Annotated in this window: 27 protein-coding genes; 14 read left to right on the top strand and 13 right to left on the bottom strand. The window is 62.7% G+C overall.

Going from position 1 to position 25,884, the window contains the following annotated elements; genetic code table 11:
* Window positions 1-4: 4 nt before the first annotated feature.
* Together BPNPMPFG_RS02435 and sufA are read left to right on the top strand one after the other, a co-directional pair.
* Window positions 5-394: an SUF system Fe-S cluster assembly protein gene (locus BPNPMPFG_RS02435; protein WP_258593090.1), complete on the top strand. Its 390-nt coding sequence runs from the start codon at window positions 5-7 to the stop codon at window positions 392-394.
* Window positions 395-497: 103 nt separating this feature from the next.
* The gene (gene sufA, locus BPNPMPFG_RS02440; protein WP_013532156.1) at window positions 498-878 is read left to right on the top strand and encodes a Fe-S cluster assembly scaffold SufA; all 381 of its coding nucleotides are present in this window, start codon (window positions 498-500) and stop codon (window positions 876-878) included.
* A 134-nt stretch (window positions 879-1,012) separates the two neighbouring features.
* Here sufA and BPNPMPFG_RS02445 read toward each other — a convergent pair whose 3' ends face one another.
* A complete protein-coding gene (locus BPNPMPFG_RS02445; RefSeq protein ID WP_258593091.1) occupies window positions 1,013-1,498 on the bottom strand; it encodes a GFA family protein in 486 nt (161 codons plus the stop codon).
* Window positions 1,499-1,583: 85 nt separating this feature from the next.
* On the opposite strand from BPNPMPFG_RS02445, the gene BPNPMPFG_RS02450 reads away from it, so the two are divergent.
* On the top strand, window positions 1,584-1,907 hold the full coding sequence (locus tag BPNPMPFG_RS02450; protein ID WP_258593092.1) for a TfoX/Sxy family protein: 324 nt from the start codon (window positions 1,584-1,586) through the stop codon (window positions 1,905-1,907).
* Between the two features lie 45 nt (window positions 1,908-1,952).
* Here the strand turns inward: BPNPMPFG_RS02450 and BPNPMPFG_RS02455 are convergent, their stop codons facing one another.
* Window positions 1,953-2,870: a pseudouridine-5'-phosphate glycosidase gene (locus tag BPNPMPFG_RS02455; protein ID WP_258593093.1), complete on the bottom strand. Its 918-nt coding sequence runs from the start codon at window positions 2,868-2,870 to the stop codon at window positions 1,953-1,955.
* Between the two features lie 73 nt (window positions 2,871-2,943).
* Window positions 2,944-3,888 (bottom strand): carbohydrate kinase family protein, encoded by a 945-nt coding sequence (locus tag BPNPMPFG_RS02460; protein ID WP_258593094.1) that lies wholly within the window; start codon window positions 3,886-3,888, stop codon window positions 2,944-2,946.
* A 281-nt stretch (window positions 3,889-4,169) separates the two neighbouring features.
* Between BPNPMPFG_RS02460 and recA the strand changes: the two genes are divergently transcribed.
* The 3 genes from recA to BPNPMPFG_RS02475 all read left to right on the top strand — a co-directional run bounded on the left by recA (window position 4,170) and on the right by BPNPMPFG_RS02475 (window position 9,090).
* Window positions 4,170-5,267, top strand: coding sequence for a recombinase RecA (gene recA, locus BPNPMPFG_RS02465; protein ID WP_111542534.1), 1,098 nt, complete (start codon window positions 4,170-4,172; stop codon window positions 5,265-5,267).
* Window positions 5,268-5,563: 296 nt separating this feature from the next.
* The gene (gene alaS / locus BPNPMPFG_RS02470; protein WP_258593095.1) at window positions 5,564-8,233 is read left to right on the top strand and encodes an alanine--tRNA ligase; all 2,670 of its coding nucleotides are present in this window, start codon (window positions 5,564-5,566) and stop codon (window positions 8,231-8,233) included.
* 62 nt (window positions 8,234-8,295) lie between these two features.
* A complete protein-coding gene (locus BPNPMPFG_RS02475) occupies window positions 8,296-9,090 on the top strand; it encodes a PhzF family phenazine biosynthesis protein (RefSeq protein ID WP_258593096.1) in 795 nt (264 codons plus the stop codon).
* 229 nt (window positions 9,091-9,319) lie between these two features.
* Here the strand turns inward: BPNPMPFG_RS02475 and BPNPMPFG_RS02480 are convergent, their stop codons facing one another.
* Together BPNPMPFG_RS02480 and BPNPMPFG_RS02485 are read right to left on the bottom strand one after the other, a co-directional pair.
* Window positions 9,320-9,946 carry a glutathione S-transferase family protein gene (locus BPNPMPFG_RS02480; protein WP_258593097.1) on the bottom strand — a complete coding sequence of 209 codons (627 nt, stop codon included), beginning with the start codon at window positions 9,944-9,946 and terminating at the stop codon, window positions 9,320-9,322.
* Between the two features lie 24 nt (window positions 9,947-9,970).
* Window positions 9,971-11,182: an NADP-dependent isocitrate dehydrogenase gene (locus BPNPMPFG_RS02485; protein WP_258593098.1), complete on the bottom strand. Its 1,212-nt coding sequence runs from the start codon at window positions 11,180-11,182 to the stop codon at window positions 9,971-9,973.
* A 460-nt stretch (window positions 11,183-11,642) separates the two neighbouring features.
* Between BPNPMPFG_RS02485 and BPNPMPFG_RS02490 the strand changes: the two genes are divergently transcribed.
* The gene (locus tag BPNPMPFG_RS02490) at window positions 11,643-12,581 is read left to right on the top strand and encodes an RNA methyltransferase (protein WP_258593099.1); all 939 of its coding nucleotides are present in this window, start codon (window positions 11,643-11,645) and stop codon (window positions 12,579-12,581) included.
* Entirely contained in the window at window positions 12,574-13,362 is a 789-nt protein-coding gene (murI, locus tag BPNPMPFG_RS02495) for a glutamate racemase (protein ID WP_258593100.1), read from the top strand. The genes BPNPMPFG_RS02490 and murI overlap by 8 nt, the downstream gene beginning before the upstream one ends.
* A gap of 125 nt (window positions 13,363-13,487) precedes the next feature.
* Here the strand turns inward: murI and BPNPMPFG_RS02500 are convergent, their stop codons facing one another.
* A complete protein-coding gene (locus BPNPMPFG_RS02500) occupies window positions 13,488-14,870 on the bottom strand; it encodes an RNB domain-containing ribonuclease (RefSeq protein WP_258593101.1) in 1,383 nt (460 codons plus the stop codon).
* Between the two features lie 165 nt (window positions 14,871-15,035).
* Between BPNPMPFG_RS02500 and BPNPMPFG_RS02505 the strand changes: the two genes are divergently transcribed.
* Window positions 15,036-15,218, top strand: a complete 183-nt coding sequence (locus BPNPMPFG_RS02505; RefSeq protein WP_258593102.1) for a DUF3008 family protein — start codon at window positions 15,036-15,038, stop codon at window positions 15,216-15,218.
* Window positions 15,219-15,304: 86 nt separating this feature from the next.
* Here the strand turns inward: BPNPMPFG_RS02505 and BPNPMPFG_RS02510 are convergent, their stop codons facing one another.
* Window positions 15,305-15,706, bottom strand: a complete 402-nt coding sequence (locus tag BPNPMPFG_RS02510) for a hypothetical protein (RefSeq protein ID WP_258593103.1) — start codon at window positions 15,704-15,706, stop codon at window positions 15,305-15,307.
* Between the two features lie 173 nt (window positions 15,707-15,879).
* Here BPNPMPFG_RS02510 and rpsD point away from each other — a divergent pair, with 173 nt between their 5' ends.
* From rpsD to BPNPMPFG_RS42860, 4 genes are all read left to right on the top strand, one after another.
* Entirely contained in the window at window positions 15,880-16,497 is a 618-nt protein-coding gene (gene rpsD, locus BPNPMPFG_RS02515; protein ID WP_013895883.1) for a 30S ribosomal protein S4, read from the top strand.
* Between the two features lie 189 nt (window positions 16,498-16,686).
* Entirely contained in the window at window positions 16,687-17,574 is an 888-nt protein-coding gene (gene ttcA / locus BPNPMPFG_RS02520; RefSeq protein WP_413776826.1) for a tRNA 2-thiocytidine(32) synthetase TtcA, read from the top strand.
* Window positions 17,564-18,391: an inositol monophosphatase family protein gene (locus BPNPMPFG_RS02525; protein ID WP_258593104.1), complete on the top strand. Its 828-nt coding sequence runs from the start codon at window positions 17,564-17,566 to the stop codon at window positions 18,389-18,391. Before ttcA ends, BPNPMPFG_RS02525 begins: the two co-directional genes overlap by 11 nt.
* A gap of 201 nt (window positions 18,392-18,592) precedes the next feature.
* Window positions 18,593-18,877 (top strand): UCP034077 family protein, encoded by a 285-nt coding sequence (locus BPNPMPFG_RS42860; RefSeq protein ID WP_495885008.1) that lies wholly within the window; start codon window positions 18,593-18,595, stop codon window positions 18,875-18,877.
* A gap of 100 nt (window positions 18,878-18,977) precedes the next feature.
* Here BPNPMPFG_RS42860 and BPNPMPFG_RS02535 read toward each other — a convergent pair whose 3' ends face one another.
* The 5 genes from BPNPMPFG_RS02535 to purL form a co-directional block, all read right to left on the bottom strand.
* Window positions 18,978-20,246: a multidrug effflux MFS transporter gene (locus BPNPMPFG_RS02535; RefSeq protein WP_413776827.1), complete on the bottom strand. Its 1,269-nt coding sequence runs from the start codon at window positions 20,244-20,246 to the stop codon at window positions 18,978-18,980.
* Between the two features lie 173 nt (window positions 20,247-20,419).
* Window positions 20,420-20,755 carry a Grx4 family monothiol glutaredoxin gene (gene grxD / locus BPNPMPFG_RS02540; protein WP_006332883.1) on the bottom strand — a complete coding sequence of 112 codons (336 nt, stop codon included), beginning with the start codon at window positions 20,753-20,755 and terminating at the stop codon, window positions 20,420-20,422.
* Between the two features lie 147 nt (window positions 20,756-20,902).
* On the bottom strand, window positions 20,903-21,136 hold the full coding sequence (locus BPNPMPFG_RS02545; RefSeq protein ID WP_010909092.1) for a BolA/IbaG family iron-sulfur metabolism protein: 234 nt from the start codon (window positions 21,134-21,136) through the stop codon (window positions 20,903-20,905).
* 103 nt (window positions 21,137-21,239) lie between these two features.
* Complete coding sequence (locus BPNPMPFG_RS02550) at window positions 21,240-21,752, bottom strand: hypothetical protein (protein ID WP_258593106.1); 513 nt, start codon at window positions 21,750-21,752, stop codon at window positions 21,240-21,242.
* Complete coding sequence (purL, locus tag BPNPMPFG_RS02555) at window positions 21,749-23,980, bottom strand: phosphoribosylformylglycinamidine synthase subunit PurL (RefSeq protein ID WP_258593107.1); 2,232 nt, start codon at window positions 23,978-23,980, stop codon at window positions 21,749-21,751. The genes BPNPMPFG_RS02550 and purL overlap by 4 nt, the downstream gene beginning before the upstream one ends.
* Before the next feature lie 229 nt (window positions 23,981-24,209).
* On the opposite strand from purL, the gene BPNPMPFG_RS02560 reads away from it, so the two are divergent.
* Window positions 24,210-24,374, top strand: a complete 165-nt coding sequence (locus BPNPMPFG_RS02560) for a hypothetical protein (protein ID WP_258593108.1) — start codon at window positions 24,210-24,212, stop codon at window positions 24,372-24,374.
* A gap of 74 nt (window positions 24,375-24,448) precedes the next feature.
* Here the strand turns inward: BPNPMPFG_RS02560 and BPNPMPFG_RS02565 are convergent, their stop codons facing one another.
* Window positions 24,449-25,867, bottom strand: a complete 1,419-nt coding sequence (locus BPNPMPFG_RS02565) for an aminotransferase-like domain-containing protein (RefSeq protein ID WP_258593109.1) — start codon at window positions 25,865-25,867, stop codon at window positions 24,449-24,451.
* Between the last annotated feature and the right edge of the window lie 17 nt (window positions 25,868-25,884).

The raw sequence follows: 25,884 nt of genomic DNA on the forward strand, positions 1-25,884 counted from the left end.
GACCATGGATGATGTGAGCATCGCTGCCGAAACCACTCCGGAAACCGCCAACAGCGTGGTTTCCGCCTCGACTATCCCCGCCGACGAACTGGCGCGGCTGACCGACGACATCGTCTCGGCGCTGAAGACGGTCTACGATCCGGAGATCCCAGCTGATATCTACGAGCTTGGCCTCATCTACAAGATAGACATCGAGGACAACCGCTCGGTCAAGATCGACATGACGCTGACCGCTCCCGGCTGCCCCGTCGCCGGCGAAATGCCCGGCTGGGTCGAAAATGCAGTCGGCGCCGTCGAAGGCGTCTCCGGCGTCGAGGTCAACATGACCTTCGATCCGCCCTGGTCGCCCGACCGCATGTCGGAAGAGGCGCAGGTGGCCGTTGGCTGGTACTAGCCCGACAAGGGTTGGCGCACTTGCGCCAGTCACAAAACTTCACCATTTTAGGTGAGGAATCGTTCGGCAGGCCTTGAACCTGCACGGAATGGAGAGAGAAAAGATGGGACGCTTCGCCGTCATCACGATGACCGAAAAGGCCGCGGACCGGGTGCGCGAGATCGTCGCCACCCGCGACAACGCGCATGGCATTCGCCTTGGCATCAAGAAGGGCGGCTGCGCCGGTATGGAATACACGGTCGATCTGGTGACCGAGCCCAACACCAAGGATGATCATATCGAACGCGACGGCGCCCATGTCTATGTGGCGCCGGAAGCCGCGTTGTTCCTGTTCGGCACCGAGATGGATTTCGAGCAGACGACGCTGCGCACCGGGTTCACCTTCCACAATCCGAACCAGAGTTCGGCCTGCGGCTGCGGCGAATCCGTCGAATTGAAGCCGGCCGATTTGAAGGCGCTGGCTGAGGCCCGCGCGTCGGCCTGATCGTTCCTTCGCCCCGTTTACGGGGAGAAGGTGGCCCAAAGGGCCGGATGAGGGGCAGCGCCAGCCTCTCAGAAGTCCGCGCCGCCCCTCATCTGCCTGCCGGCATCTTCTCCCCGTAAACGGGGCGAAGACAGTCACTCCACCCACATTCCCGTCCGCTTATGCCAGTCGGCGATTGATTCCTCCGGATAGACATCGAACGTCTTGTCGCCCTTGCCGATCTCAGGCTCGACCCAGTTGGCCTTGTATTTCAGCATCAGATGCACCCGGCTCGGCGGAATGGGCAGGTCGCTGTCGATCGCCGAGGCGAAGGGATGTACCAGTTCCGGCCAGGTCGGATCGTAGAGCCACAGTGCCGACCCGCATTTGCGCTCGCCGGACGATATCTCGCACTGCGGATGCTCATCGTCCTCGATCTCGGCCCGGTAGACGCCGAGGTTCCTTTTGCCCCTGATGTTCAGTGTCCGGCTGTCGGCGCCGAGATTGATGGCGAAGCCGCCACCGCCTTGCTGTTTCCGGCAGATCGAGCAGTAGCACAGCATGAACGGCGCCGGCGTGTGGCTCTCCACCTCGAAACGGGCGGCATTGCAGCGGCAGGACCCTTTCAGGAGAAGTGGCATGATGGGAAAACTCCGATGGACGAGTCTTTCAACCTGTCAGCATGATTTTGGTTGCGGCGCCAAATGCTGATGACATGATCGCGGCATGGACAATGAACGCATCGCCGAACTGTTCGAGGGCCTCGGCCCGGTCAGCATCCGCAAACTGTTCGGCGGCAAGGGTATCTATTTCGACGGTGTCATCGTCGCCATCGTGCTGCGCGGCGAATTGATGCTGAAGGCCGACGAGCAAAGCGCGCCCGACTTCGAAGCCGCCGGCTGCCGGCAGTGGACCTACACCGGCACGCGGCACGGCAAGCTGGTCTCCATGCCTTACTGGAGCACGCCCGACAGCGCTTTCGATGATCCCGACGAGATGACGGTCTGGGCACGGCGAGCTTATGAGGCAGGGCGGCGGGCGGGGAAGTGAGACGAGAACTTTCGAGGTTCTTCCCTGTCCCGCCGACGTTGGCGGCTACAGCGCCTTCGCTATCTTCGCTGCCAGCCGCGCATTGTTCTCGACCAGCGCGATATTGGTCTTCAGGCTCCGGCCACCCGTGAGCTCCAGGATTTTTCCCAGCAGGAACGGCGTCACCGCCTTGCCGGTCACGTTGAGCGCCTCGGCGGCCTTCTGCGCGGCTTCGATGTAACCCGCCATCTCTTCGGCCGGGATTTCGTGGTTTTCCGGCACCGGGTTGGCGATCAGCATGCCGCCGCCCAATCCCAGCGCCTGTCGCGTCTGGTAGAAATGCGCGATCTCTTCCGGTCTATGCAGGGTCAGCGGCGCGCGGAACGGCGAGTGCCGCGACCAGAAGGCTGGCATCGTTTCGCAGCCATAGCCGACCACGGGCACGCCGCGCGTCTCCAGCACTTCCAGCGTCTTTTCGATGTCGAGGATGGCCTTGGCGCCGGCCGAGACGACGATGACCGGGGTGCGCGCCAGCTCGTCGAGATCGGCCGAGATGTCGAAACTCTTTTCCGCGCCCTTGTGGACGCCGCCAATGCCGCCGGTGGCGAACACCTTGATGCCGACCATATGCGCCGCGATCATGGTGGCGGCGACGGTGGTGCCGCCGGTGCGCCCTTGCGCCACGGCAAAGCCGATATCGGCGCGCGACAGCTTCATGGCGTCGCCGGTCATGGCCAGCGACTCGCGCTCGCCGTCCGACAGGCCGATCTTGATGCGGCCGCCGACCACGGCGATCGTCGCCGGCACGGCGCCGCCGTCGGTGATGATCTTTTCGACATCGGCGGCCATGGTGCCGTTGTCGGGGTAGGGCATGCCATGGGTGATGATGGTGCTTTCCAGCGCCACCACCGGCCGGCCTTCGGCCAGGGCCTTGGCTACGGGCGGATGGATATCGACGAAGGGGCGGGCGGTTTCTGGGGTCATCTTGATCTCCAACGGAGTGCGGCGCATCCACTTGGGCACGCGAAAACACTCCGGCACTATGAACTGGCCGGTCTCATGCCACTACCTGCGCATCCGGCACAAGAGCCAGCGCCTCGGTGAAATCAGCCGCAGTGAAATCGGGAACGGCGTCGGCGCTTTCGATGGCCAGAGTCGCCGCGGCAATGCCTTCGCGCAGGGCCGCGCGCAAAGCCATGCCGCGCAGCAAGGCCGCTACCGTGGCGCCCGCCAGCGCATCGCCGGCGCCGGTGACGTCAGCGACCTTTCTCGGCGTCGGCGGCAGGATCGAGAAGGTGCCGGCTTCATCGAAGCCCAGCATGGGACTGCCGCCCGCCGTCACCACGCCGCTCTTGAGCCCTGCGCGTTTCAGTCCGTCGACGATGTCCTGCTGAGAAGCCGCATTGTCCAGGCCGGCAAGCGCCACCGCCTCGCGCTGGTTCATGAAGACGACGGCCAGGTGGCTGAGCACCGGCTTCAGGCGCACGATCTTGGCCGGCGAAATGGCAATGGCGAAGACCGGCTTGCCGGCGGCGAGCGCCACCAGCCGCTCCAGCGCCGCCGTCGGCAGATTGGCGTCGCAGAATACGGCATCGGCTGCAGCAATCACCTCGCGCACCTTGGAGCGCCTGACCTGCTTGGGAAATGCCAGCTCATAGAGCGCCATGTCGGCAAAGCCGACGATCAGCTCACCCTCGCGGTCGATCAGCGCCGTGTAGCTCGGCGTCGTGCGATCTAGGAACACGGCGGACAGGTCGGCAATGCCTGCCTCGGCGATGGCCCTTGAAACCGTGTCGGCGGCAGCGTCGCCGCCGCGCACCGACAGCAGCGAGGCCGAGACGCCGCGCCGCACCGCACTGCGCAGCGCGTTGAAGACGCCGCCGCCGACATCCTCGCGCATCGTGCCGGGATTGGACGCGGCCGGCACGTAGGGGCCGGACACCTGGCCTCGCCGGTCGATATGGGCGCCACCTATGGCCAGTATTGTTGCGGATTTCTGCATGCAGGCGATATGACCTTTGTTATTCCAGCCGCACAAGCGCTAGGCTGCGTGACGAAGCTTCGCATGCAAGGCAGCGATTCGGCAGATCGAAACAATCGAGCCGTCTGGCCCAATGCGAGGTACGTTCCTGATCGAATCCTTTGGACAAAAAAAGAACAAATCCGGATATTGATTGTTTTTCAGATATTTGACCCCTCTTGCCAAACGAGAACAAAAAAGGTACAAATTGGCAGGGATTACGGATTGTCCGGCCTTCATTGACGACCAAGGGGTGATGTATCATGGCTCAGAATTCTTTGCGGCTGGTAGAGGACAAAGCGGTGGACAAATCAAAGGCTCTGGATGCGGCGCTGTCGCAAATCGAGAGGGCTTTCGGCAAGGGCTCGATCATGCGGCTCGGCGCCAACGAGCAGGTCGTCGAGATCGAAACGGTGCCGACCGGCTCGCTTGGCCTTGACATCGCGCTTGGCGTCGGTGGCCTGCCGCGCGGCCGCATCGTCGAGATCTACGGGCCGGAAAGCTCGGGCAAGACGACGCTGGCGCTGCACACCGTGGCCGAAGCCCAGAAGAAGGGTGGCATCTGCGCCTTCGTCGATGCTGAGCATGCGCTTGATCCGGTCTATGCCCGCAAGCTTGGCGTCGATCTGGAAAACCTTCTGATCTCGCAGCCCGACACCGGTGAGCAGGCGCTGGAAATCTGCGACACGCTGGTGCGCTCCGGCGCCATCGACGTGCTGGTGGTTGATTCGGTCGCAGCGTTGACGCCGCGTGCCGAAATCGAAGGCGAGATGGGCGATTCGCTGCCCGGCCTGCAGGCCCGCCTGATGAGCCAGGCGCTGCGCAAGCTGACCGCTTCGATCTCGCGTTCCAACACCATGGTCATCTTCATCAACCAGATCCGCATGAAGATCGGCGTCATGTTCGGTTCGCCCGAGACCACGACCGGCGGCAACGCGCTGAAATTCTACGCCTCGGTTCGCCTCGATATCCGCCGCATCGGCTCGGTCAAGGACCGCGACGAGGTCGTCGGCAACCAGACCCGCGTCAAGGTGGTCAAGAACAAGTTGGCGCCGCCCTTCAAGGTGGTCGAGTTCGACATCATGTACGGCGAGGGCGTCTCCAAGACCGGCGAGCTGGTCGACCTCGGCGTCAAGGCCGGCGTGGTCGAGAAGTCGGGCGCATGGTTCTCCTACAATTCGCAGCGTCTCGGCCAGGGCCGCGAGAACGCCAAACTGTTCCTGCGCGACAATCCCGACACCGCGCGCGAGATCGAACTGGCGCTCAGGCAGAATGCCGGGCTGATCGCCGAGAAATTCCTCGAAAATGGTGGCGCCGAGAGCGGCGACGACGGTTTCGAGGAAGAATCCGGCGCGATGTAACGGCCTCGTGCGCATGATGCCGGCCGGAGTTCGGCCATAATCTTATTTCATTGCCTCAGGCTTATGTAATTGAGTTCTGTATTGTCGCGTTTCGAACCGCCGGCCTCGTGCCGGCGGTTTGCGTTTTGGCGGCAAAGCAGCCCTGTCCGAACGGCCGGCAAAGGCCGCGATTTGGACCAATTCCGTGTTTCTGGACAGGGTGCGGTGCGACCGCTAAAAGGCCAAGTCTATCTTCTAAAAACGTAAAGCCCATTTTCCGCCGGCTGGCCGGCGGCTCTCTCGAAAAGGCAGCATTCATGAGTGGCGTGAACGAGATCCGGTCGACATTTCTCGACTACTTCCGCAAGGAGGGTCACGAGATCGTCGCGTCGAGCCCGCTGGTGCCGCGCAACGATCCGACGCTGATGTTCACCAATGCCGGCATGGTGCAGTTCAAGAACGTCTTCACCGGTCTTGAGAAGCGGCCCTATTCGCGGGCCTCGACCGCCCAGAAGAGCGTTCGCGCCGGTGGCAAGCACAACGATCTCGACAATGTCGGCTACACCGCGCGCCATCTGACCTTCTTCGAGATGCTCGGCAATTTCTCCTTTGGCGACTATTTCAAGGAGCGCGCCATCGAGCTTGCCTGGAACCTGATCACCAAGGAATTCGGGCTGAACAAGGACAAGCTGCTGGTCACCGTCTATCACACGGACGATGAGGCGGCCGGCTTCTGGAAGAAGATCGCCGGGTTTTCCGACGACCGGATCATTCGCATCGCGACATCGGACAATTTCTGGGCGATGGGCGACACCGGCCCTTGCGGGCCGTGCTCCGAGATTTTCATCGACCGCGGCGAACACATCTGGGGCGGCCCTCCCGGCAGCCCTGAGGAGGACGGCGATCGCTTCCTCGAATTCTGGAACCTGGTGTTCATGCAATATGAGCAGGTGACGAAGGAGGAACGCATCGACCTGCCGCGCCCGTCGATCGACACCGGCATGGGCCTGGAACGCATGGCGTCGATCCTGCAAGGGGTGGAGAGCGTCTTCGAGACCGATCTGTTCCGTCATCTCATCGAGGCGGCGTCGTCCGCACTCGGACACGGCCCCGACAAGGAGACGGTCGCGTCCTTCCGCGTCATTGCCGATCATCTGCGCTCGTCCTCGTTCCTGGTCGCCGATGGCGTGCTGCCGTCGAACGAAGGCCGTGGCTATGTCCTGCGCCGCATCATGCGCCGCGCCATGCGGCATGCGCAGTTGCTTGGCGCGCGCGATCCGCTGATGTGGCGCCTGGTGCCGGCGCTGGTGCGTGAGATGGGCCAGGCCTATCCGGAACTGGTGCGCGGCGAACAGCTGATCACCGAGACGCTGAGGCTCGAGGAGACTAGGTTTCGCAAGACTTTGGTGCGCGGCCTTGGCCTGCTTTCGGAGGCGACGGAAACGCTCGGTGCCGGCGACATGCTGGATGGCGAGACCGCCTTCAAGCTCTACGACACTTACGGCTTCCCGCTCGATCTGACGCAGGACGCGCTGCGCCAGCGCAGCATCTCGGTAGATCTTGCCGGCTTCACCAATGCCATGGAGCGGCAGAAGACCGAGGCGCGCGCTCATTGGGCAGGCTCCGGTGACGCGGCCACCGAAACTATCTGGTTCCCGGTGCGCGAGAAGGCCGGCGCCACCGAGTTCCTCGGCTACGAGACCGAGCAGGCGGAAGGTCTCATCCAGGCGCTTGTCCGGGACGGCAAGACCGTCGACAGCGCAAGCAAGGGCGAGGCGGTTTCCGTGGTCGTCAACCAGACGCCGTTCTATGCCGAGTCCGGCGGGCAGATGGGCGACACCGGCATCATTTCAGGCGAGGGCTTCTCGATCGAGATTTCCGACACGCAGAAGAAGGCCGACGGGCTGTTCGTCCATATCGGCAAGGTGGCCAGCGGCACGGTCAAGACCGGCGCTGCCGTCGAACTGAAGGTGGACCATGCGCGCCGCTCCAGGCTGCGCGCGAACCATTCCGCCACGCATCTGATCCACGAGGCGCTGCGCGAGGTGCTGGGCAGCCATGTCGCGCAGAAGGGTTCGCTGGTCGCGCCGGAGCGTCTGCGCTTCGACATCTCGCACAACAAGCCGATTTCATCGGAGGATCTCGAAGAGGTCGAGCGCATGGCCAACGAGATCGTCGTCCAGAACGGCCCGGTGACCACGCGCCTGATGTCGGTCGACGACGCCATTGCCGAAGGCGCCATGGCGCTGTTTGGCGAGAAATATGGCGACGAAGTGCGCGTCGTGTCGATGGGCACCGGCCTGCATGGCGCCAAGGCCAACCGGCCCTATTCGGTCGAGCTCTGCGGTGGCACGCATGTCAGGGCGACCGGCGATATCGGTCTGGTGCGTGTCGTGTCGGACAGCGCGGTCGCCGCCGGCGTGCGCCGCATCGAGGCGTTGACCGGCGAGGCCGCGCGCAAATATCTCGACGAGCAGGATCGGCGTCTGAAGACGGTCGCCGCCACGCTGAAGATCTCGCCGGCCGATGTGCCGGCGCGCGTCGAGGCGCTGCTCGACGAGCGCAAGAAGCTCGAGAAGGAACTGACCGAGGCGCGCAAGAAACTGGCGCTGGGCGGCGGTGCCGCGGCCGGCGCACCGGCTGAAAACGAGACGGTCGCTGGCGTCGGCTTCCTCGGCAAGGCGGTTTCCGGCGTGTCGCCGAAGGACCTGAAGCCGCTGGCGGATGCCGGCAAGAGTTCGCTCGGTTCCGGCGTCGTCGTCTTCGTCGGCACGGCTGAGGACAACAAGGCGAGCGTCGTGGTCGCCGTCACCGACGACCTCGTCGGCCGCTTCAGCGCCGTCGATCTGGTCCGCCTGGCCTCCGCGGCACTCGGCGGGCAGGGCGGCGGCGGCCGCCCCGACATGGCCCAGGCCGGCGGCCCGGATGCCTCGAAGGCCAACGATGCGATCGCCGCGGTCAGGGCTGCGATCAGCAAGGCGGCGTAAACCAGCGCCGGTGAGACGAAGCCGGCCTGACGGCCGGCCCGGCGGACATCTTGGGGGATGATGTGCCCACGCTGACCATGTATCAGGTCGACGCTTTTGCCGAGTGCGCCTTTCAGGGCAATCCCGCTGCCGTTCTCATTTTGCAGGACTGGCTGGCGGACGATGTGATGCAGGCCATCGCCAACGAGAACAATCTTGCCGAAACCGCGTTCGCGCGGCCAAATGGCAAGGGGTGGGATTTGCGCTGGTTCACACCCGTTTATGAAGTCGACTTCTGTGGCCACGCCACCCTGGCGACCGCCCATGTGCTCGCCTCGCAACACGACGTGGCCGATGAGATGGCCTTTGCCACGCGCGTGGGCGAGTTGCGGGTCTCCCCGCGGCAAGGCGCCTATCAGCTCGATCTGCCCTGTTTTCCGCCGCAGCCTGTCGACGGCGAAACCATGTCGGCGCTAGAAGACATGTTCTCGCAGCGTCTGGTTGCGGGCTTCCGCAATTTCGAGAACCTCTTCGTGGAGCTTGGCGACGAGCATTCCGTGCGCTCGTTCGTTCCCGACCTGCTCAGGATCGGGGCTTTCCATCCGCTCGGCGTGGTCATTACCGCGCGCGGGCAAACCCATGATTTCGTCTCCCGCTATTTCGTTCCTGGAGCCGGCATCCCAGAGGATCCAGTGACCGGCTCCATTCACGCGACGCTGGTGCCGTACTGGTCTGAAAAACTCGGCAAGACCAATCTGTCGGCGTTCCAGTGTTCTCAGCGCGGCGGACATCTGCTGTGCGATCTGGCCGGTGGTCGCGTGCTGATCCTCGGCCGCGCCAAGACCTTCATGAAGGCGGAAATCTATCTTCCGGAATGATTTGAAGGCTCGGTTCCTCGCCCCCACGGAAGTGGGGGAGAGGTGGCCGCGAAGCGGCCGGAGAGGGGGCCTCGCGGTCAGGCGAAAGAAAGAACCCAGCCGATTCTGTCGAACCTATGAAAAGATGATCGAGGACGGGCTGGCGATTTCCCCTCTCCGTCTCGGCTTCGCCGAGCCACTTCTCCCTGCGAGCGGGGCGAGGAACCGAAGTCCTGCCAGGTTGCCGTGCTCATCCAGCCTTTTCGGTCTTGGCAAAGCTTGGACGGGCCGCGATCCGATCCCACCACGCCTGGATCCCGGGAAACTCCGCCAACAGCTTTTGCCCCTCGGTGACCTTGACGAAATAGCCGATGATCGGCGCCGCATGAAGATCGGCCAGCGTCAGCTGGTCGCCCAAAAACCACGGTCCCGACGCTTTCAGGGAGGCGAGCGTCTGAAGCGTTTTGCTCGCCTGCGAAAGCCCGCTGGCGATCAGCGTCTCGTCGGGCGCCTCCTTCTCCAGCCGCTCGACGGCGACGTCCCAGACCATCGACCTGTAGGCGTAGGCGTCGAGCATGCCGATGATCTGGTTCATCCGCGCGCGATCGCGCGGATCCTTCGGCTGCAGCGCCGGCCCGTCGAAGGCTTCGTCGACATAGCGCGCAATGGCGCTCGCCTCGAAAAGGCGGAACCCGTCATGCTCGAAGGCTGGGATGCTGCCGAACGGGTGATGTTCAAGATACCAGGCGGGAATACCTTCGGCGGCAAAGACATCGACCGGCACGAGTTCGTAATCGATGCCTTTTTCCGCGAGCGCGAGGCGGACGATGCGCACATAGACGCTGTAGTCCGCGCCGTAGACGACCGGCTTGCCCATCGCAGCTCTCCCAAGCGCGGCCGGTTACGCCATCGCCTTCTGCAGGTTCTCGTCGATCTTGTCGAGGAAGCCAGTGGTCGAGAGCCAGGGCTGGTCTGGGCCGATCAGCAGCGACAGGTCCTTGGTCATGAAGCCAGACTCGACCGTCTGGATGCAGACCTTTTCCAGCGTCTCGGCAAAGCGTTTCAGCTCGGCATTGTCGTCAAGCTTGGCGCGGTGGGCGAGGCCACGCGTCCAGGCGAAGATCGAGGCGATCGAATTGGTCGAGGTTTCCTCGCCCTTCTGGTGCTGGCGGTAGTGGCGGGTGACGGTGCCGTGCGCGGCTTCAGCCTCCACCGTCTTGCCGTCCGGCGTCATCAGTACCGAGGTCATCAGGCCGAGCGATCCAAATCCCTGCGCCACCGTGTCGGACTGGACGTCGCCGTCATAGTTCTTGCAGGCCCAGACGTAGCCGCCCGACCATTTCAGGCTGGACGCCACCATGTCGTCGATCAGCCGGTGCTCGTACCACAGCTTCTTCGACTTGAACTCGGCCTCGAATTCCGCCTCGTAGACTTCCTGGAAGATATCCTTGAAGCGGCCGTCATAGGCCTTGAGGATGGTGTTCTTGGTCGACAGATAAACCGGATAGTTGCGCAGCAGGCCGTAGTTCAGCGAAGCGCGGGCGAACTCGCGGATCGAATCGTCGAGATTGTACATGGCCATGGCGACGCCGGCGCCGGGCGTATCGTAGACATCGTGCTCGATCACGGTGCCGTCCTCGCCGACGAACTTGATCGTCAGCTTGCCCTTGCCGGGAAAGCGGAAATCGGTAGCGCGGTACTGGTCGCCGAAGGCGTGACGGCCGACGATGATCGGCTTGGTCCAGCCGGGCACCAGGCGCGGCACGTTCTTCATGATGATTGGCTCGCGGAAGATGGTGCCGCCAAGGATGTTGCGGATGGTGCCGTTCGGCGACTTCCACATCTTCTTCAGCTTGAATTCCTCGACGCGCTGCTCGTCGGGCGTAATCGTCGCGCATTTCACGCCGACGCCGTATTTCTTGATGGCGTTGGCCGAATCTATGGTCACCTGGTCGTTGGTGGCGTCACGGTGCTCGATGCCGAGGTCGTAATATTCGAGCTTGAGGTCGAGATAAGGGTGGATCAGCTTGTCCTTGATGAACTGCCAGATGATGCGGGTCATCTCGTCGCCGTCGAGTTCGACGACCGGGTTCGCCACCTTGATCTTCGCCATGGAAAGAATGCCTCGTTCAACAGTTGGGTGATGGCGGGACCGGCCTCGCCAGGGTAGGAACTTCGCCTATAGCAAAGCGATCCGGGTGGTGCAAACCGGCGGCAGCGGAAGACGCGGCCTTCTTCTGCAGCAATTGGCAAAAAAGGCGATGCCCACCACCCCTTGAGAGGCAGCCGGCATCGCCTTTGTTTGATGCTGCCGCGAAGGCGCGGCAGGCGCTTATTGCAATGGCGTACCATGTTGTCCTTGAACGACTGGACGGCGCCGCTAGCGCGAGGCTCGTCTGCTTGTACACGCGTGGCGGCCTGCGCGAGCCGCCGGTGAAGCGCCATCTGGGTTTTTCGCGCGAACCAGGGGCGCGGCATAAGGGTATTTGTCGGTCAAGTGGCCGATAACTCTTCAAAAAGCCGTATCGATATGTCAGGACGCGCAGACTTCGTAGCGCAATCACCTGGATCACATGGCAGGAACGGACTTTCAGCGCGGCGTCATGACCGCTGGCCCGGCGATCATCCTGGTCGAGCCGCAACTTGGCGAGAACATCGGCATGGTCGCTCGTGCCATGGCCAATTTCGGCCTGTCGGAATTGCGCCTGGTCAACCCTCGCGATGGCTGGCCAAGTGAGAAAGCGCGCGCTGCCGCCAGCCGCGCCGACCATGTCATCGATGCCGTGAAGGTGTTCGACGATCTTGCCTCGGCGCTCGCCGACCTGAACTTTGTTTTCGCCACCACCGCCAGGCAGCGTGACGGTTTCAAATCCGTGCGCGGCCCGGTGGAGGCGGGCAGGGTGCTCCGGGCCCGTCACGCATTGGATCAGCGCACCGGGATCCTGTTCGGCCGCGAACGTTTTGGCCTCTACAATGACGAGGTGGGCCTTGCCGACGAGATCGTCACCTTTCCGGTCGATCCTGATTTCTCCTCGCTCAACATCGCCCAGGCAGCGCTGCTGATGTCCTACGAGTGGATGAAGTCCGGCCTGGAAGACGAGACGAAGACCAATTTTTCCGGTCCGGACATGAAGCCGGCAAGCAAGGAAGAGCTGCACGGCCTGTTCGCCTATCTCGAAGGCGCATTGGAAGCGCGCGGCTATTTCCGGCCGGCGCCGAAGAAGCCGAAGATGGTCGACAATCTGCGCGCCGTGCTGACGCGCGCTGGCTTCGCCGAGCCGGAGCTCAAGGTGCTGCGCGGCATCATTTCGTCGCTGGACAGGTTTTCGCCGGCGATGCCGCGTGGCGATGGTTCTCCCGGCGACGATCCGAGACGATTGCCCGCGGCAGCCGCGCGCGCCCGCAAGGCGGAAGGCAATCGTCTGCCCGACACTGCTACCGGCAAAGAGACGGCCGCCGGCAAGGACGATGACACACCACCGCTCGGCGGCAAGGGAACAGACAATGACTGAGCGGCCGATCCTGATGTTCGATTCCGGCATCGGCGGGCTCACCGTGCTGCGTGAGGCACGTGTGCTGATGCCCGATCGTCGCTTCGTCTATGTCGCCGATGATGCCGCCTTTCCCTATGGCGCCTGGGAGGAACCGGCCCTCAACGCTCATATCCTCGGCCTGTTCGGCGCGCTGCTGGAAAAATTCCAGCCCGAGATATCGGTCATTCCCTGCAACACCGCCTCGACGCTGGTGATCGACGCGTTGCGCGAGAGATTCCCCGGCCATCCCTTTGTCGGCACGGTGCCGGCGATCAAGCCGGCGGCGGAGCGCACGCGCTCCGGGCTGGTTTCGGTGCTGGCGACTCCGGGCACGGTCAAGCGCCAATACACGCGCGATCTGATCAGCAAATGGGCGCAGAAATGCCACGTGCGGCTGGTCGGTTCGGACCGGCTGGCGCCGCTGGCCGAAATCTACATGCGCGAGGGATTCGTCGACGAGGAGATCGTCCGCCAGGAGATCGCGCCCTGTTTTGTCGAGAAGGACGGCGCCCGCACCGATATTGTCGTGCTCGGCTGCACGCATTATCCGTTCCTGGCCAATCGCATGCGCAAGACCGCGCCCTGGCCGGTCGACTGGATCGACCCCGCCGAGGCAATTGCCCGCCGCGCCATGTCGCTGCTGGCGCCGGTCGACGGGCCAGTGCCGGTGGGCGAGCCTGACATTGCGGTCTTTACCTCCGGCAAGGCGGACTTCGCCACCAGCCGGCTGATGCAAGGGTTCGGACTGGTCGTGAGCTAATGCATGTCGCCCAAAAGTGGCCCCGGTTTTTGGGGGAGCGACATGCAAAAAAAAAGACCTAAAGCGCGTCGCATGAATCCGTTCAATCGCGACGCGCTTTAGACGGCAGCGGAAACGTCTGCCACTCAAACAGGCTCGAAGACGATGCTGCGTTGATCCGGATCGGCCAAGACCAGCCTTAGCGTCAGATCGTCGCCCTGTCTGAGCCCAGAGGCCTTAACGTTGGCAACGACAGGCATGTCGGCAAGCTGGACGCGCACGCCATGATCGACCAAGTCGGTCACAACGGCCTTGAACGTCTCACCCTGGCGTCCCTTCAGCATTACCGCCTCGGCAAGGTCGATAGCCGCGTGGTTGATCTGCGAAGCGCGACTATCCGCACGTCCCATCACCTTCGGCAATCTGGCGAACGCATCGGTGACAGCCTGGGGCACGGGCTGGCCATTGGCGATAGCCAGTGCGCAGCGCACGACGTAGCGGTCTGCCAGCCGCCTCAGCGGCGCGGTGGCGTGGGCATAAGTCGCAGCCATCGCCTCGTGCCACGGGACAACGCCTTCCTCATAGGGCTGGTAGGACGCACCGGAGCCGGCATGGCGGATTTCCAGCATCAGCGCTGCCTGTTGCTTATTGGCCGGATCGAGGGTTCGCTGATAGTCGCGCAAGCTGGTCGACGCCGGCCAAGACAGTCCTAGAGCCTGTGCCGCGTTGCGCAGTCTTTGCACCTTGAAGGCATCTGGCTCCGACATCACACGGAACAACCCGGTATGGTGCTCAAGCATGGCGTCGGCAATCGCCATGTTGGCAGCCAGCGAAAGCGCGGCGTTGTCTTGCTCGGATTGCAACAATGGTCTGAACGAAAGCCGGAATGTGCCATCGGCGAGCCTTTCAACCTCCTGCTCGGGTGGGTCGACGCGGGAAGCGCCACGACGCTTTTCGTTCATTGCCATGCGTCGCGCCATTTCGGCGAAGCCGGCCGGAACGTCTGAGGCCTTCACACTGTCATAAGCGAGCTTCGCGCGGCTTTGAATGATCGCCCGCTCCGCGCCATCCAATTTCGTTGCACCGTCCTGTGCAACCCGAACCGTGAAGACAACCGCTGGACGTGGTCCATCGGGCAACAGGCTCGCTGCAGCCTCGGCAAGTACCGGTGGGTAGAGCCCAGCCTTGCCATCCGGCAAGTAAAGCGTCTCGCCCCGCGTCCAGGCTTCGAGATCAACCGGGTCGCCGTCCGCGACGAACCAGGCCACGTCGGCAATGGCATAATGCAGCAGAAGATCGCCGCCGCTCGCCTCGATCGAGAACGCCTGATCAAGATCGGTGGAGCTCGCCGGGTCGAGCGTGACGAAGGGCATAGTCGTTCGATCGGCATGCTGGTCGGGCGCACGTTTGGCCGCAGCCTCCGACGCGGCCATCACGTCAGCCGGGAATGCATCCGGCACGTGGAATTCGGTGCGGATTTTCGCCAGACCGGTGGAGAGAGCTTGTGAGGGATCGGTCAGAGATTTCATTCAGCCGTCCTACACTGGCACTCCGGACACGGGAAGGTCGCCAACGAAAATCGCCGAAGCCGGCCGCCTGATGGGCTGGCACCAAGCGGCCTTGGAACTGAGCTGCTGGCGACGGAACTGCCGCCGAAGCGCGGCGTTTCTACTGACAGCAAAGGAGAAACAGCCATGCCAGCCACCTCGAAAGCCCAGCAGAAAGCAGCCGGCGCCGCTCTGTCGGCGAAGCGCGGCGACACCAAGAAGAGCGAGCTCAAAGGCGCTTCGAAGGGAATGTATGAATCGATGAGCGAAAAGCAGCTCGAGGAATTCGCCGAAACGAAGCGCAAGGGGCTGCCGGAAAAGAAATCGTAGCACCAGGCTTCATAATACAAGCCGGAATCAAAAGCCCGCGGCCGAAAACCGCGGGCTTTGTCGACCTCACGAGGCCGAAATAGACCTTACCAGCAGCGCCGCACCTTGTGGCGAATGACGTGTCTGTGGCCGTTCCGCCAGACCACCTTCTTCTTCACCACGATACGGCAATGTTGATGATGCCTGTGTCCCTGCCAATGCCTGGCCTCGGCGGGAGCAGGTGCGACCGCTACCGAGCCGGCCAACACCGCGACACCTGCCAATGTAAGGAAAAATTTCTTCACGTAATCGTGCTCCTCTGGCTCCAATCCCTTCACGGTGCCGTTGGCGCAAAAAACATCCCGCCAAAATCCGGCACCGCTCAACGTTGAAAATGCTATATGGTTGCCTTCCGCCGCGCCATTCAAAAGCTTGACAGCGGTTAAATCTCGGTTTAACCAGCCGCCACCACCGGGCAGCGATGTCCGGTGTTTGTTTTGTATGCGCAAGATCAGTGAGCCTAGTCGTTTCTGATCTTGTTTGAAATGACGTGTCCCGTGGGTTTTCCGCCGCGTTGCGTGGGAAAACCCTGTCAGGTCTCGAAAACGGAGGCCAGAGGAGGGCGCGTTTCCTTCACCCGGACCATGAGGTTCCGGGTGTGTTGTTTTGAAAAGGGAATGCGATGAGCAAGCGCGAATCCGCGAAGTACAAGATCGACCGCCGTCTTGGCGAGAATATCTGGGGCCGCCCGAAGTCCCCGGTCAACAAGCGTGAATACGGCCCCGGCCAGCACGGCCAGCGCCGCAAGGGCAAGCTTTCCGACTTCGGCCTGCAGCTGCGCGCCAAGCAGAAGCTGAAGGGTCACTACGGCGACGTTTCGGAAAAGCAGTTCCGCAAGGTCTATGAAGAGGCTGACCGCCGCAAGGGCGACACCTCGGAGAACCTGATCGGCCTGCTCGAATCGCGTCTCGACGCGGTCGTCTACCGCGCCAAGTTCGTACCGACCATTTTCGCCGCCCGCCAGTTCGTCAACCACGGCCACGTCAACGTCAACGGCAAGCGCGTCAACATCGGCTCGTACCGCTGCAAGCCGGGCGATGTCGTCGAAGTGCGCGAAAAGTCGAAGCAGCTGGTCATCGTGCTGGAATCGGTCGGTCTCGCCGAACGTGACGTGCCGGACTATATCGAAGCCGATCACAACAAGATGGTCGCCACCTTCTCGCGCATCCCCGGCCTGGCGGACGTTCCGTTCGCCGTGCAGATGGAACCGAACCTGGTCGTCGAATTCTATTCGCGCTGATCGGCTTCGCTGATCGGCTTCATTGTCCGAAAGACATCGTCGAAGGCCGCCCATCGAGGCGGCCTTTTTCTTTGCCCAGCTTTTCTTTGCCGCCCATGTCCGCTAATCCGGGCGCTCTTCCGTGCATGTCGTTGTCCCAAACCGGGGCCACTTTTGGGCGACATGCATCAGCACCGAAAGCGACATGCCATGAACATGCTGCCAGACATCGAAACGCTTGAACCGATTGCCGACAGCGAAGGCGGCTTCCATCCGCTGTTTGCCGATGTGCCGTCCTCGGTCGAGTTCAACAAATTGCGCAAGCGGCTGCTGCGGCTGACCCGCCAGGCGATCGAGGATTTCTCGATGGTCAAGTCCGGCCAGCGCTGGCTGGTTGCGCTGTCGGGCGGCAAGGATTCCTACGGGCTGCTCGCCGTGCTGCTGGACCTCAAATGGCGCGGGCTGTTGCCTGTCGATTTGCTGGCCTGCAATCTTGACCAAGGCCAGCCAAATTTCCCCAAACACATCCTGCCCGACTATCTCGATCGATACGCCATACCGCATCGCATCGAATATCAGGACACCTATTCGGTCGTCACCGACAAGCTGCCTCAGGGCAGCACCTATTGCTCGCTGTGTTCGCGGCTCAGGCGTGGTCATCTCTACCGCATCGCGCGGGAGGAGGGGTGCTCGGCGCTGGTGCTCGGCCACCATCGCGAGGACATTCTCGAAACCTTCTTCATGAACCTGTTTCATGGCGGCCGTCTCGCCGCCATGCCGCCAAAACTGCTCAACGACGAGGGCGACGTCATGGTGCTGCGGCCGCTGAGCTACTGCGCCGAGACCGACCTGGAGAAATTTGCCGCGGCGATGCGGTTCCCGATCATTCCCTGCGATCTCTGCGGCAGCCAGGAGGGTCTCCAGCGCAACGCCATGAAGGCCATGCTCGAGGACATCGAAAAGCGTATGCCCGGCCGCAAAGACACCATGCTGCGTGCGCTGTCCAACAGCAGGCCATCGCACCTGCTTGATCGGAACCTGTTCGACTTCGCCGCCCTCAACGAGACCCTCACCACCAGGCAAGCCGATGACATTTGACGACACCGCGATCGACTGGCTGGCCGGCATTCTTGCCGAGGCAGCCCAGGCCGAGATCATGCCGCGCTTTCGCCGGCTGGGCGAGGGCGACATCCGGCAGAAGACCTCGGTCGCCGATCTGGTGACCGAGGCCGACGTCAATGCAGAGCGGCTGATCACCGCCAGGCTGCTTGAGCGTTATCCCCGAGCAATGGTCGTCGGCGAGGAAGCCTGTTCCGACAATCCCGCGCTGCTCGATGGCTTGGGCGATGCAGATCTGGCTTTCGTCATCGACCCGGTGGACGGCACCTTCAACTTCGCGTCCGGCGTGCCCTTGTTCGGCGTCATGCTGGCTGTGGTGGTCAAGGGCGAGACGGTTGCCGGCATCATCCACGATCCAGTCGGCAAGGACTGGTTGATCGGCGCCAAGGGCGCCGGCAGCCACATCAGGCATGCGCATGGCAGCCTGGAGAAAGTGCATGTCGCGGCATCCGCACCGATCGCGGAAATGACCGGGTCGGTCTCCTGGCAATATATGCCGGAGCCGGAGCGGTCGCGGCTGGCGCGCAACCAGACGAAGATCCTGTCGCAATTCGCCTATCGCTGCGCGGCCCATGAATATCGCCTGCTGGCCAGCGGCCATGCCCACTTCGTCGTCTACAACAAGCTGATGCCATGGGATCATCTGGCCGGTGCGCTGATCCATGCCGAGGCCGGCGGCCACGCCGCGCGTTTCGATGGCAGCGCCTATCTGCCATTGCATCTGGACGGTGGCTTGCTTGTCGCGCCCGACCGGGAAAGCTGGCACGAGTTGCGCTGCGAACTCTGGGCGCAATAGGATCAATTCCCGCGGCCTGCGTTTGAACCGGCCGGCTGAAAGATCGATGCAATCTCGCGCAAATCCGGAGGCACTCGAATGAAACCTCGGTCCGTCTTTGTCGCAGCGGCTCTTGCCGTCGCCTTGTTTGCAAGCCCCAACGAAGCAAGCGCGCAGGAACGCACCTGTCGCAGTCCCGATCCCGTCGACACAATAAAGGAAATGTCCGACGCGATCTTTGCTTGCTGGAAGCCGCCAGCGGGAACCGCGGGCATGTCCCTGACACTGCAGTTCTCGCTTCGCCGCAACGGCACACTGATAGGCAAGCCTCGCGCCACCTATTCCGATCTGGGGACCGATACCCAACTCAGCCGCGCCTTCGTGGCTTCCATCCTCAAGGCTCTCGATGACGCTCTGCCCCTGCCTTTTTCGGACAGCATGGGTGGAGCAATCGCGGGGCGTATGCTTGTCCCTCGCTTCACGGCCGCCCTTGAGGGTGCATCCTAAGGTGTATTGATATTCAGGTGATGCCGGCCTGACCTGAATCTCAACACACCTTTGAGCATGCAGCAGCTTTGGGACAAACGACACGAGCAAAAACAACGATTTAATGCAAGTCGGCAATGTGTCCTGAGACGGGTGCGTTGTGCGGCTGGAACATCTTGCCGCGCTCGGCGATGAAAATCATCAGCAGCGCTGCGACCGAGACGCTGCAGAAGCCGGCGGCCAATGGCGTTACCGTGCCGTTGAAGGCTTGGCCGATCAGCGTGCCGAGAATGCCACCGAGAAAGGTCTGCATGAAGCCCAGGATGGACGACGCCGTGCCGGCCAGTTGACCGAGCGGCTCCATGGCCAACGCGTTGAAATTGGCGCCGAGCGCACCGAATGGAAGCATGGCGCTGGCAAAGAAGGTGATGAACAGCCAGAGTGGCATCTTCATTTCCAGCGACACGACCAGCCAGGCCAGGCTGATGACCAGAAACAACAGCAGCGCGCTCTGCGACAGGCGGCGCATGCCGATACGGCCGACTAGGCGCGAGTTCAGATAGTTGGAGAAAGCAAGCACGCCGGCGACACCGGCGAAGATGACCGGGAACATCTCGCCGACGTTGAATATGTCGACATAAATCTGCTGCGCCGAGGCGATGAAGCCGAACATGGCGCCGAAAATGAAGGTGCTGGCGAAGGCGTAGCAGATCGCAATGCGGTTGGTGAGCACGATGCGGAAACCGCCGACGATGGAGTTGACTGTCAGCGGCCGGCGATATTCGGGATGCAGCGTTTCAGGCAGGCGCAGCAGCGACCATGCCGACACGATCAGAGCCCCGATAGCCATGGTGACGAAGATCCAATGCCAGGTTGCAAACAGCATGATGAACTGGCCGATCCCCGGCGCGATGACCGGAATGGCCATGAACACCATGAAGATCAGCGACATCACCTCGGCCATGCGCCGGCCGTCGAACGTGTCACGCACGATCGAGACGGCGATGACGCGTGTGGCCGCCGCACCAATGCCTTGCACGGCTCGGCACAAGAGAAGCGTTTCAAAACTTGGCGCGACAGCGGCCGCCGCGGCCGCGGCGACATAGATCACCAGCCCGGCAACCAGTGGCGCGCGACGTCCGAAACGATCCGAGATCGGACCGAAGAAAAGCTGGCCGCCGCCGAAACCCAGAATGTAGGCGGTGACAACATACTGCCGATGGTTTTCGTTCTCGACGCCGAGCGACGCGCCGATCTGCTGCAGGGCCGGCAGCATGATGTCGATGGCCAGCGAGTTCAGCGCCATCAGTGCGGCGCATAGCGCAATGAACTCCCAGCGCGGAATGGGCAGTTTGCTTGCCGATTGCGGCGCTGCTGTTGGCTGGTCCACGGCAAGTCCAATCTCTCAAACGAAAATGCGCCGGCGGGCCGGCGCATTGGCTCGTCCTGGTCCCCGAAATCAGGGACATGAAAATTGCCGAGGTGGGGTGGCCCCGACGCCTTGGTGCATGTCATCCGGAAACGCGCTGCGGTTCCGGGATGGCGACATACGCCAATCAGAAATCAGGCGGCGCCTTTGACGCTGACGCCCTTCTCGACGAGGAACGTCTGCAACTCGCCTGCCTGGAACATCTCGCGGATGATGTCGCAGCCGCCGACGAATTCACCCTTGACGTAGAGCTGCGGGATCGTTGGCCAGTTGGAATATTCCTTGATGCCCTGGCGCAGCTCAGCCGAGTCCAGCACGTTCACGCCCTTGTAGTCGGCGCCGATATAATCGAGGATCTGGACGACCTGACCGGAAAATCCGCACTGCGGAAAACCGGGCGTGCCCTTCATGAAAAGCACGACGTCGTTGCCCTTCACCTCGTTGTCGATGTAGTCGTTGATACCGCTCATGGAATATCCTTTCCCGCCTGTGGGAGTCAGGCTCGAAACATATCTCATCAAATAAACCCAACGATTGCCCGAAACAAGACTTTAGCCGTGCCGCGGCCGAAATGGCGCAAGGGATGAGTCGAGCTGGGCCAAGCGGGTGGAAATGTCTCAGTCAGGAACGCTGGTCTGCAGGGCCAGAGCGTGCAGCACGCCGCCCATATTGCCCTTCAGCGCGTCATAGACCATCTGGTGCTGCTGAACGCGGCTCTTGCCGCGAAAGCTCTCGGCCACCACCTCGGCCGCATAGTGGTCGCCGTCACCCGCCAGGTCGCGGATCGTCACCTTGGCGTCCGGGATGCCGTCCTTGATCAGTTTTTCGATGTCGTGGGCATCCATTGCCATGGCAAAATCCTGTTTCGAGCGGCCGGTAGCCGGCCATATGTGAGAGTCGGACGACCCTAAAGCGTTTCCGGTCCAGATTGAAGCCGTTCTGTCCCGGCAGGATCTAAGGTGGTGGGATCGCCCCGTCCTCCGTGACATCCTCGCGCGTCGAAAAAGCGCGGCCAAGGCTGATGGCCAGGACATAGAGCGGAACGTTGATCACCAGGCTCACGATGGGGAGATAGCTCGTCATCCGCCAGAACGGCGAGAAGAAGGCTCGGCCGTAGCCATCGCAGACAAGCGAGGAGCCGTATTCCCACAACGCTCCAACGACCACCGCAGCCGCGAAAAGCTTGACGCAGGTGATGACATGCCTTGCCCGCGCCGGTTCGGGCAAAAGTCGATCCCACAGCACCAGGCACAGGATCGGAACGGCATAGATCAGGTTCTGCACGGCAAGCATCGGCAGGGTGCCGTTGGCCGCGGCAAGAAACTCCGCGCGCGTTTCCAGCCGGGCACAAACCTCGCTCGAGGTCGTCGACAGCAGGAAAAAGACGAACGGCCCGAGAAACCAGAAGAAGAACAGCGACGGCCAGAAGACGACTGCAAGCAGCGCCCGGGCAGCCAGTTTGCTCAACTGGACTGATCCATGAAGCGCGGGAACCAGCCTTCATGCGCGGCGGTCAGTTCGCTGACCGGGATCGCCCGCGCTTCGCCGAGCTTCAGCGTGCTGCCGCCGGTCGAGCCGATCCACGGCGCGAAAACGCCGAGTTCGCTCTGCTGCTTGCGGATGGTATCCCATTCATCACTATCCGGATCGATCGACAGCGTCAGGAGATAGCGGCCCTGATCCTCGCCGAACCAGACCGGGATCGGATCGGTGCCGACAAGCCCTGGAATGGTGGCGCCGATACCGTACGCCATCGCCATCTCGGCCAGAGCCACCGCGATGCCCCCGTCGGAAACGTCATGCGCCGCGGTGACGATACCGGACGCGATCAAGGCGCGCACATGGTCGCCGACGCGCTTTTCGTGATCGAGATCGACCGGCGGCGGCGGGCCATCGGTTCGGCCATGGATATCGCGCATATAGACCGACTGGCCAAGATGTGTTCCCCAGGAGGCAGGCGCGCCGACCAGCAGGATCATCTGGCCCTCCGCCGCAAAACCGGTGCGCACCATCTTCGACCAGTCGGCGATCAGCCCGACACCGCCGATTGTCGGCGTCGGCAGGATGCCCTGGCCGTTGGTCTCGTTGTAGAGCGAGACATTACCGGAGACGATCGGGAAGCCGAGCGCGCGGCAGGCATCGCCGATGCCCTTCACCGCGCCGACCAGCTGACCCATGATCTCCGGCCGTTCGGGATTGCCGAAATTGAGGTTGTCGGTGGCGGCCAGCGGCAAGGCACCGGTGGCGGTCAGGTTGCGCCAGCATTCGGCCACCGCCTGCTTGCCCCCCTCATAGGGATCGGCCTCGCAATAGCGCGGCGTCACGTCGGAGGAGAAGGCGAGCGCCTTGGTCGCATGACCGTCGACGCGCACCACGCCGGCATCGCCGCCCGGAAGCTGCAGTGAATTGCCCTGGATCAGCGTGTCGTACTGTTCCCAGACCCAGCGCCGCGACGAAAGATCCGGTCCGCCGAGCAGCTTCAGCAGCGCCTCGGCGACATCGGCCTGCGGAACGTCATTGGCAGCAAGCGGTGCCGGCTTTTTGGCTTCGATCCAGGGCCGGTCGTATTCGGGTGCCTTGTCGCCAAGATCCTTGATCGGCAGATTGGCGACCTCGTCGCCCTGGTGCAGCACGCGAAAACGCAGATCGTCGGTGGTCTTGCCGACGATGGCGAAGTCGAGCCCCCATTTGTGGAAGATCGCCTCGGCTTCCTTTTCCTTTTCGGGGCGCAGCACCATCAGCATGCGCTCCTGGCTCTCCGACAGCATCATCTCGTAGGCGCTCATGCGCTCTTCGCGCACCGGCACCTTGTCGAGATCGAGCTCGATGCCGAGGTCGCCCTTGGCGCCCATCTCGACCGCCGAACAGGTGAGGCCCGCCGCACCCATGTCCTGGATGGCGATGACGGCGCCCGACGCCATCAGTTCGAGGCAGGCTTCCAGCAGGCACTTTTCGGTGAAGGGATCGCCGACCTGCACGGTCGGGCGCTTCTCGTCGATCTTGTCGTCGAATTCGGCCGAGGCCATGGTGGCGCCGCCGACGCCGTCGCGGCCGGTCTTGGCGCCGAGATAGACGACCGGCAGGCCAACGCCCTTGGCTTCCGACAGGAAGATGGCGTCGGTCTTGGCTATGCCGGCCGCAAAAGCGTTGACCAGGATGTTGCCGTTGTAGCGGGCGTCGAAATTGACCTCGCCTCCCACCGTCGGCACGCCGAAGGCGTTGCCATAGCCGCCGACGCCGGAAACCACGCCCGAGACGAGGTGCCTGGTCTTGGGATGATCCGGCGCGCCGAAGCGCAGCGCGTTCATCGCCGCGATCGGCCGCGCGCCCATGGTGAAGACATCGCGCAGGATGCCGCCGACGCCGGTCGCGGCACCCTGGTAGGGCTCGATGAAGGAGGGGTGGTTGTGGCTCTCCATCTTGAAGACGACGCAGTCGCCATCACCAATGTCGACCACGCCGGCATTTTCGCCCGGCCCCTGGATGACCTGCGGGCCGGTGGTGGGCAGCGTGCGCAGCCATTTCTTCGAGGATTTGTACGAACAATGTTCGTTCCACATCGCCGAGAAGATGCCCAGTTCGGTGAAGCTCGGCTCGCGGCCGACGAGGTCGAGGATGCGCTGGTACTCGTCGGGCTTCAGCCCATGCGCGGCGATGAGCTCGGGGGTGATCGGCACGGAATTGGAAATGGTCATGGGCGGTGATTTATGTCCATGGAACGGGGATTTTGAGTCCCCTCTTATCGCAAGCTTTGCGGCCGATACACCCATCGGATGCTGAAAAACAATGGAAAGCCACAAGGTGACGACGGGAGCGGGGAGATCACGGCTTTGGTGCAGTCATCGATCCACGCGTAACGGCGGTCGGTGGGGAACGCTATGACACTCCGGCCGTTAGGTCTCCAACCAATCAGGAGATTTGGATATGGCCACCAAGCAAGGCAAGAAAGATAATCGCCTCTCGGACAAGGAAGCTATGCATATTGCGGAGACCACTGACGCTTCGCCTCAGCAGGCCAAAGACCTGGCTGAGAAGCATGGGAAAGACAAGGCCGAGAAGGAAGCCAAGAACTTCAAGGCAGAGGGTTGACCCAGGAGCCAAGTTTCATAGGGCCTGCTCGGCGCCAACCGATGCATTAGGAGACAATGGGTCTGTCAGTTGGCTCAGGAGAAGCTGTCGTAGCCGGCGCGGCCTTCATCCAGCAAGCGCCTGATGACGGCGACGCCCTCGGCGATGTCCTTGCGCTGTCTCGGCTGCGAAACGCCGAAGCGGACGCCGTGGAAAACCTGCTCGGAGCGGCCGGCCTTGAACTCATCCTCGTCGTCGATCAGCACGCCGTGCTCGAGGCAGGCATTCTTGAAGGTGCCGGAAAGCCACGGGTCGGGAAGGGTCAGCCAGACAAAGGGCACCTTGTCGTGCGACTTGAACGCGAAGCCTGCCAGTGTCTCGCGCACGATCGCGACGCGGGCGCCGATTTCGGCGATACAGCGCTTGCGGATATCGCCGGCCTGGCCGGACAGAACCAGCCGGGTATTCACCTCCGCCAGCAGGAAAGGCATGCCGCCGGTCATCATCTTGTGGGCAACGCGGATGCGATGGCGATAGGCGGGCGGGCAGGAAAGCCAGCCGCCGCGCACACCGGCCGCAACCGATTTCGACAGGCCGCCGGCGACAATGGTGCGTTCAGGGGCATATTCGGCCAGCAACGGCGTCGGATCATCGGTCAGATTACCGTAGAGATCGTCTTCGACAAGAACGACATTGTATTCGCGCGCGACCCGCGCGATCGCCTCGCGGCGCGCCGCCGACAAGGTCACCAAGGTCGGATTCTGCGCCGTTGGCATCAGGAAGATCATCCTGGGATGCTTTTGCGCGCAGACGCGCTCGAAATCCTGGGGATCGATGCCCTCGTCGTCCGACGCCACCAGCGCGGTGCGCCGGCCGATCAGCCCGGCGCTGCGCGAAATCTGCGAGTAGGTGAGGTGCTCGAAAGCAACATAATCACCGGGCGTGGTCAGGGCGGCGATTGCCGCCATCACCGCTGCATGGGTGCCGAGCGTCGGAACGATGGTATCGGCATTCGGGCGGAAGGAATTGCGCGACAGCCAGCGGGCGCCGGCTTCGTGCCAGCGGTCCGGAAAGTCCCGTGTGTAGCTTGATATCTCATGCGGATGGTCCTGCGCGGTCCGCGACAGGACATCCGCGACAAGGGCGCCCTGGCCGATGTCGGGCGCGGCCGTGCTGTCGAAACGCAGCTTGCCGCGCGGCGCATCGATGGTGCGCGTGCCTTCGCCGCTGACGTCGGGAGCCAGGAAATCCGGCTTCGCGCCATCGGCGCGCTGGCCGAGCACGTAGGTTCCGCGCCCGACTTCGCCGCTCACAAGCCCGCGCTCGCGCAGCAATTGATAAGCCCGACCAACCGTACCGACCGTGGTGCCGATGTCGTAGGCGAGGTCGCGTTGCGGCGGCAGCTTTGCTCCGGCGTCGATCACGCCCCGGTCGATATCGGTTTCGATGGAATCCGCCAGCCGCTGATACAGCGGCCCGGAGCCGGCAGTGAGATCTGGAAGCCAATTTGTCATGGTGACAATTTTCTATA

This window comes from Mesorhizobium sp. AR07 (assembly GCF_024746815.1).
Lineage (GTDB): Bacteria > Pseudomonadota > Alphaproteobacteria > Rhizobiales > Rhizobiaceae > Mesorhizobium.

Excerpts from the sequence above, each read along its gene's own strand:
- BPNPMPFG_RS02460 (WP_258593094.1), bottom strand. The coding sequence starts at position 3,888 with ATGCAGAAATCCGCAACAATACTGGCCATAGGTGGCGCCCATATCGAC.
- BPNPMPFG_RS02485 (WP_258593098.1), bottom strand. The coding sequence starts at position 11,182 with ATGGCGAAGATCAAGGTGGCGAACCCGGTCGTCGAACTCGACGGCGAC.
- BPNPMPFG_RS42860 (WP_495885008.1), top strand. The coding sequence starts at position 18,593 with ATGTCCGACGCGATCTTTGCTTGCTGGAAGCCGCCAGCGGGAACCGCG.
- murI (WP_258593100.1), top strand. The coding sequence starts at position 12,574 with ATGACTGAGCGGCCGATCCTGATGTTCGATTCCGGCATCGGCGGGCTC.
- BPNPMPFG_RS02480 (WP_258593097.1), bottom strand. The coding sequence starts at position 9,946 with ATGGGCAAGCCGGTCGTCTACGGCGCGGACTACAGCGTCTATGTGCGC.
- BPNPMPFG_RS02445 (WP_258593091.1), bottom strand. The coding sequence starts at position 1,498 with ATGCCACTTCTCCTGAAAGGGTCCTGCCGCTGCAATGCCGCCCGTTTC.
- BPNPMPFG_RS02450 (WP_258593092.1), top strand. The coding sequence starts at position 1,584 with ATGGACAATGAACGCATCGCCGAACTGTTCGAGGGCCTCGGCCCGGTC.
- ttcA (WP_413776826.1), top strand. The coding sequence starts at position 16,687 with ATGAACATGCTGCCAGACATCGAAACGCTTGAACCGATTGCCGACAGC.
- BPNPMPFG_RS02525 (WP_258593104.1), top strand. The coding sequence starts at position 17,564 with ATGACATTTGACGACACCGCGATCGACTGGCTGGCCGGCATTCTTGCC.
- BPNPMPFG_RS02505 (WP_258593102.1), top strand. The coding sequence starts at position 15,036 with ATGCCAGCCACCTCGAAAGCCCAGCAGAAAGCAGCCGGCGCCGCTCTG.
- grxD (WP_006332883.1), bottom strand. The coding sequence starts at position 20,755 with ATGAGCGGTATCAACGACTACATCGACAACGAGGTGAAGGGCAACGAC.
- BPNPMPFG_RS02490 (WP_258593099.1), top strand. The coding sequence starts at position 11,643 with ATGGCAGGAACGGACTTTCAGCGCGGCGTCATGACCGCTGGCCCGGCG.
- BPNPMPFG_RS02500 (WP_258593101.1), bottom strand. The coding sequence starts at position 14,870 with ATGAAATCTCTGACCGATCCCTCACAAGCTCTCTCCACCGGTCTGGCG.
- BPNPMPFG_RS02455 (WP_258593093.1), bottom strand. The coding sequence starts at position 2,870 with ATGACCCCAGAAACCGCCCGCCCCTTCGTCGATATCCATCCGCCCGTA.
- BPNPMPFG_RS02545 (WP_010909092.1), bottom strand. The coding sequence starts at position 21,136 with ATGGCAATGGATGCCCACGACATCGAAAAACTGATCAAGGACGGCATC.
- purL (WP_258593107.1), bottom strand. The coding sequence starts at position 23,980 with ATGACCATTTCCAATTCCGTGCCGATCACCCCCGAGCTCATCGCCGCG.
- rpsD (WP_013895883.1), top strand. The coding sequence starts at position 15,880 with ATGAGCAAGCGCGAATCCGCGAAGTACAAGATCGACCGCCGTCTTGGC.
- BPNPMPFG_RS02560 (WP_258593108.1), top strand. The coding sequence starts at position 24,210 with ATGGCCACCAAGCAAGGCAAGAAAGATAATCGCCTCTCGGACAAGGAA.
- alaS (WP_258593095.1), top strand. The coding sequence starts at position 5,564 with ATGAGTGGCGTGAACGAGATCCGGTCGACATTTCTCGACTACTTCCGC.
- BPNPMPFG_RS02565 (WP_258593109.1), bottom strand. The coding sequence starts at position 25,867 with ATGACAAATTGGCTTCCAGATCTCACTGCCGGCTCCGGGCCGCTGTAT.
- sufA (WP_013532156.1), top strand. The coding sequence starts at position 498 with ATGGGACGCTTCGCCGTCATCACGATGACCGAAAAGGCCGCGGACCGG.
- recA (WP_111542534.1), top strand. The coding sequence starts at position 4,170 with ATGGCTCAGAATTCTTTGCGGCTGGTAGAGGACAAAGCGGTGGACAAA.
- BPNPMPFG_RS02435 (WP_258593090.1), top strand. The coding sequence starts at position 5 with ATGGATGATGTGAGCATCGCTGCCGAAACCACTCCGGAAACCGCCAAC.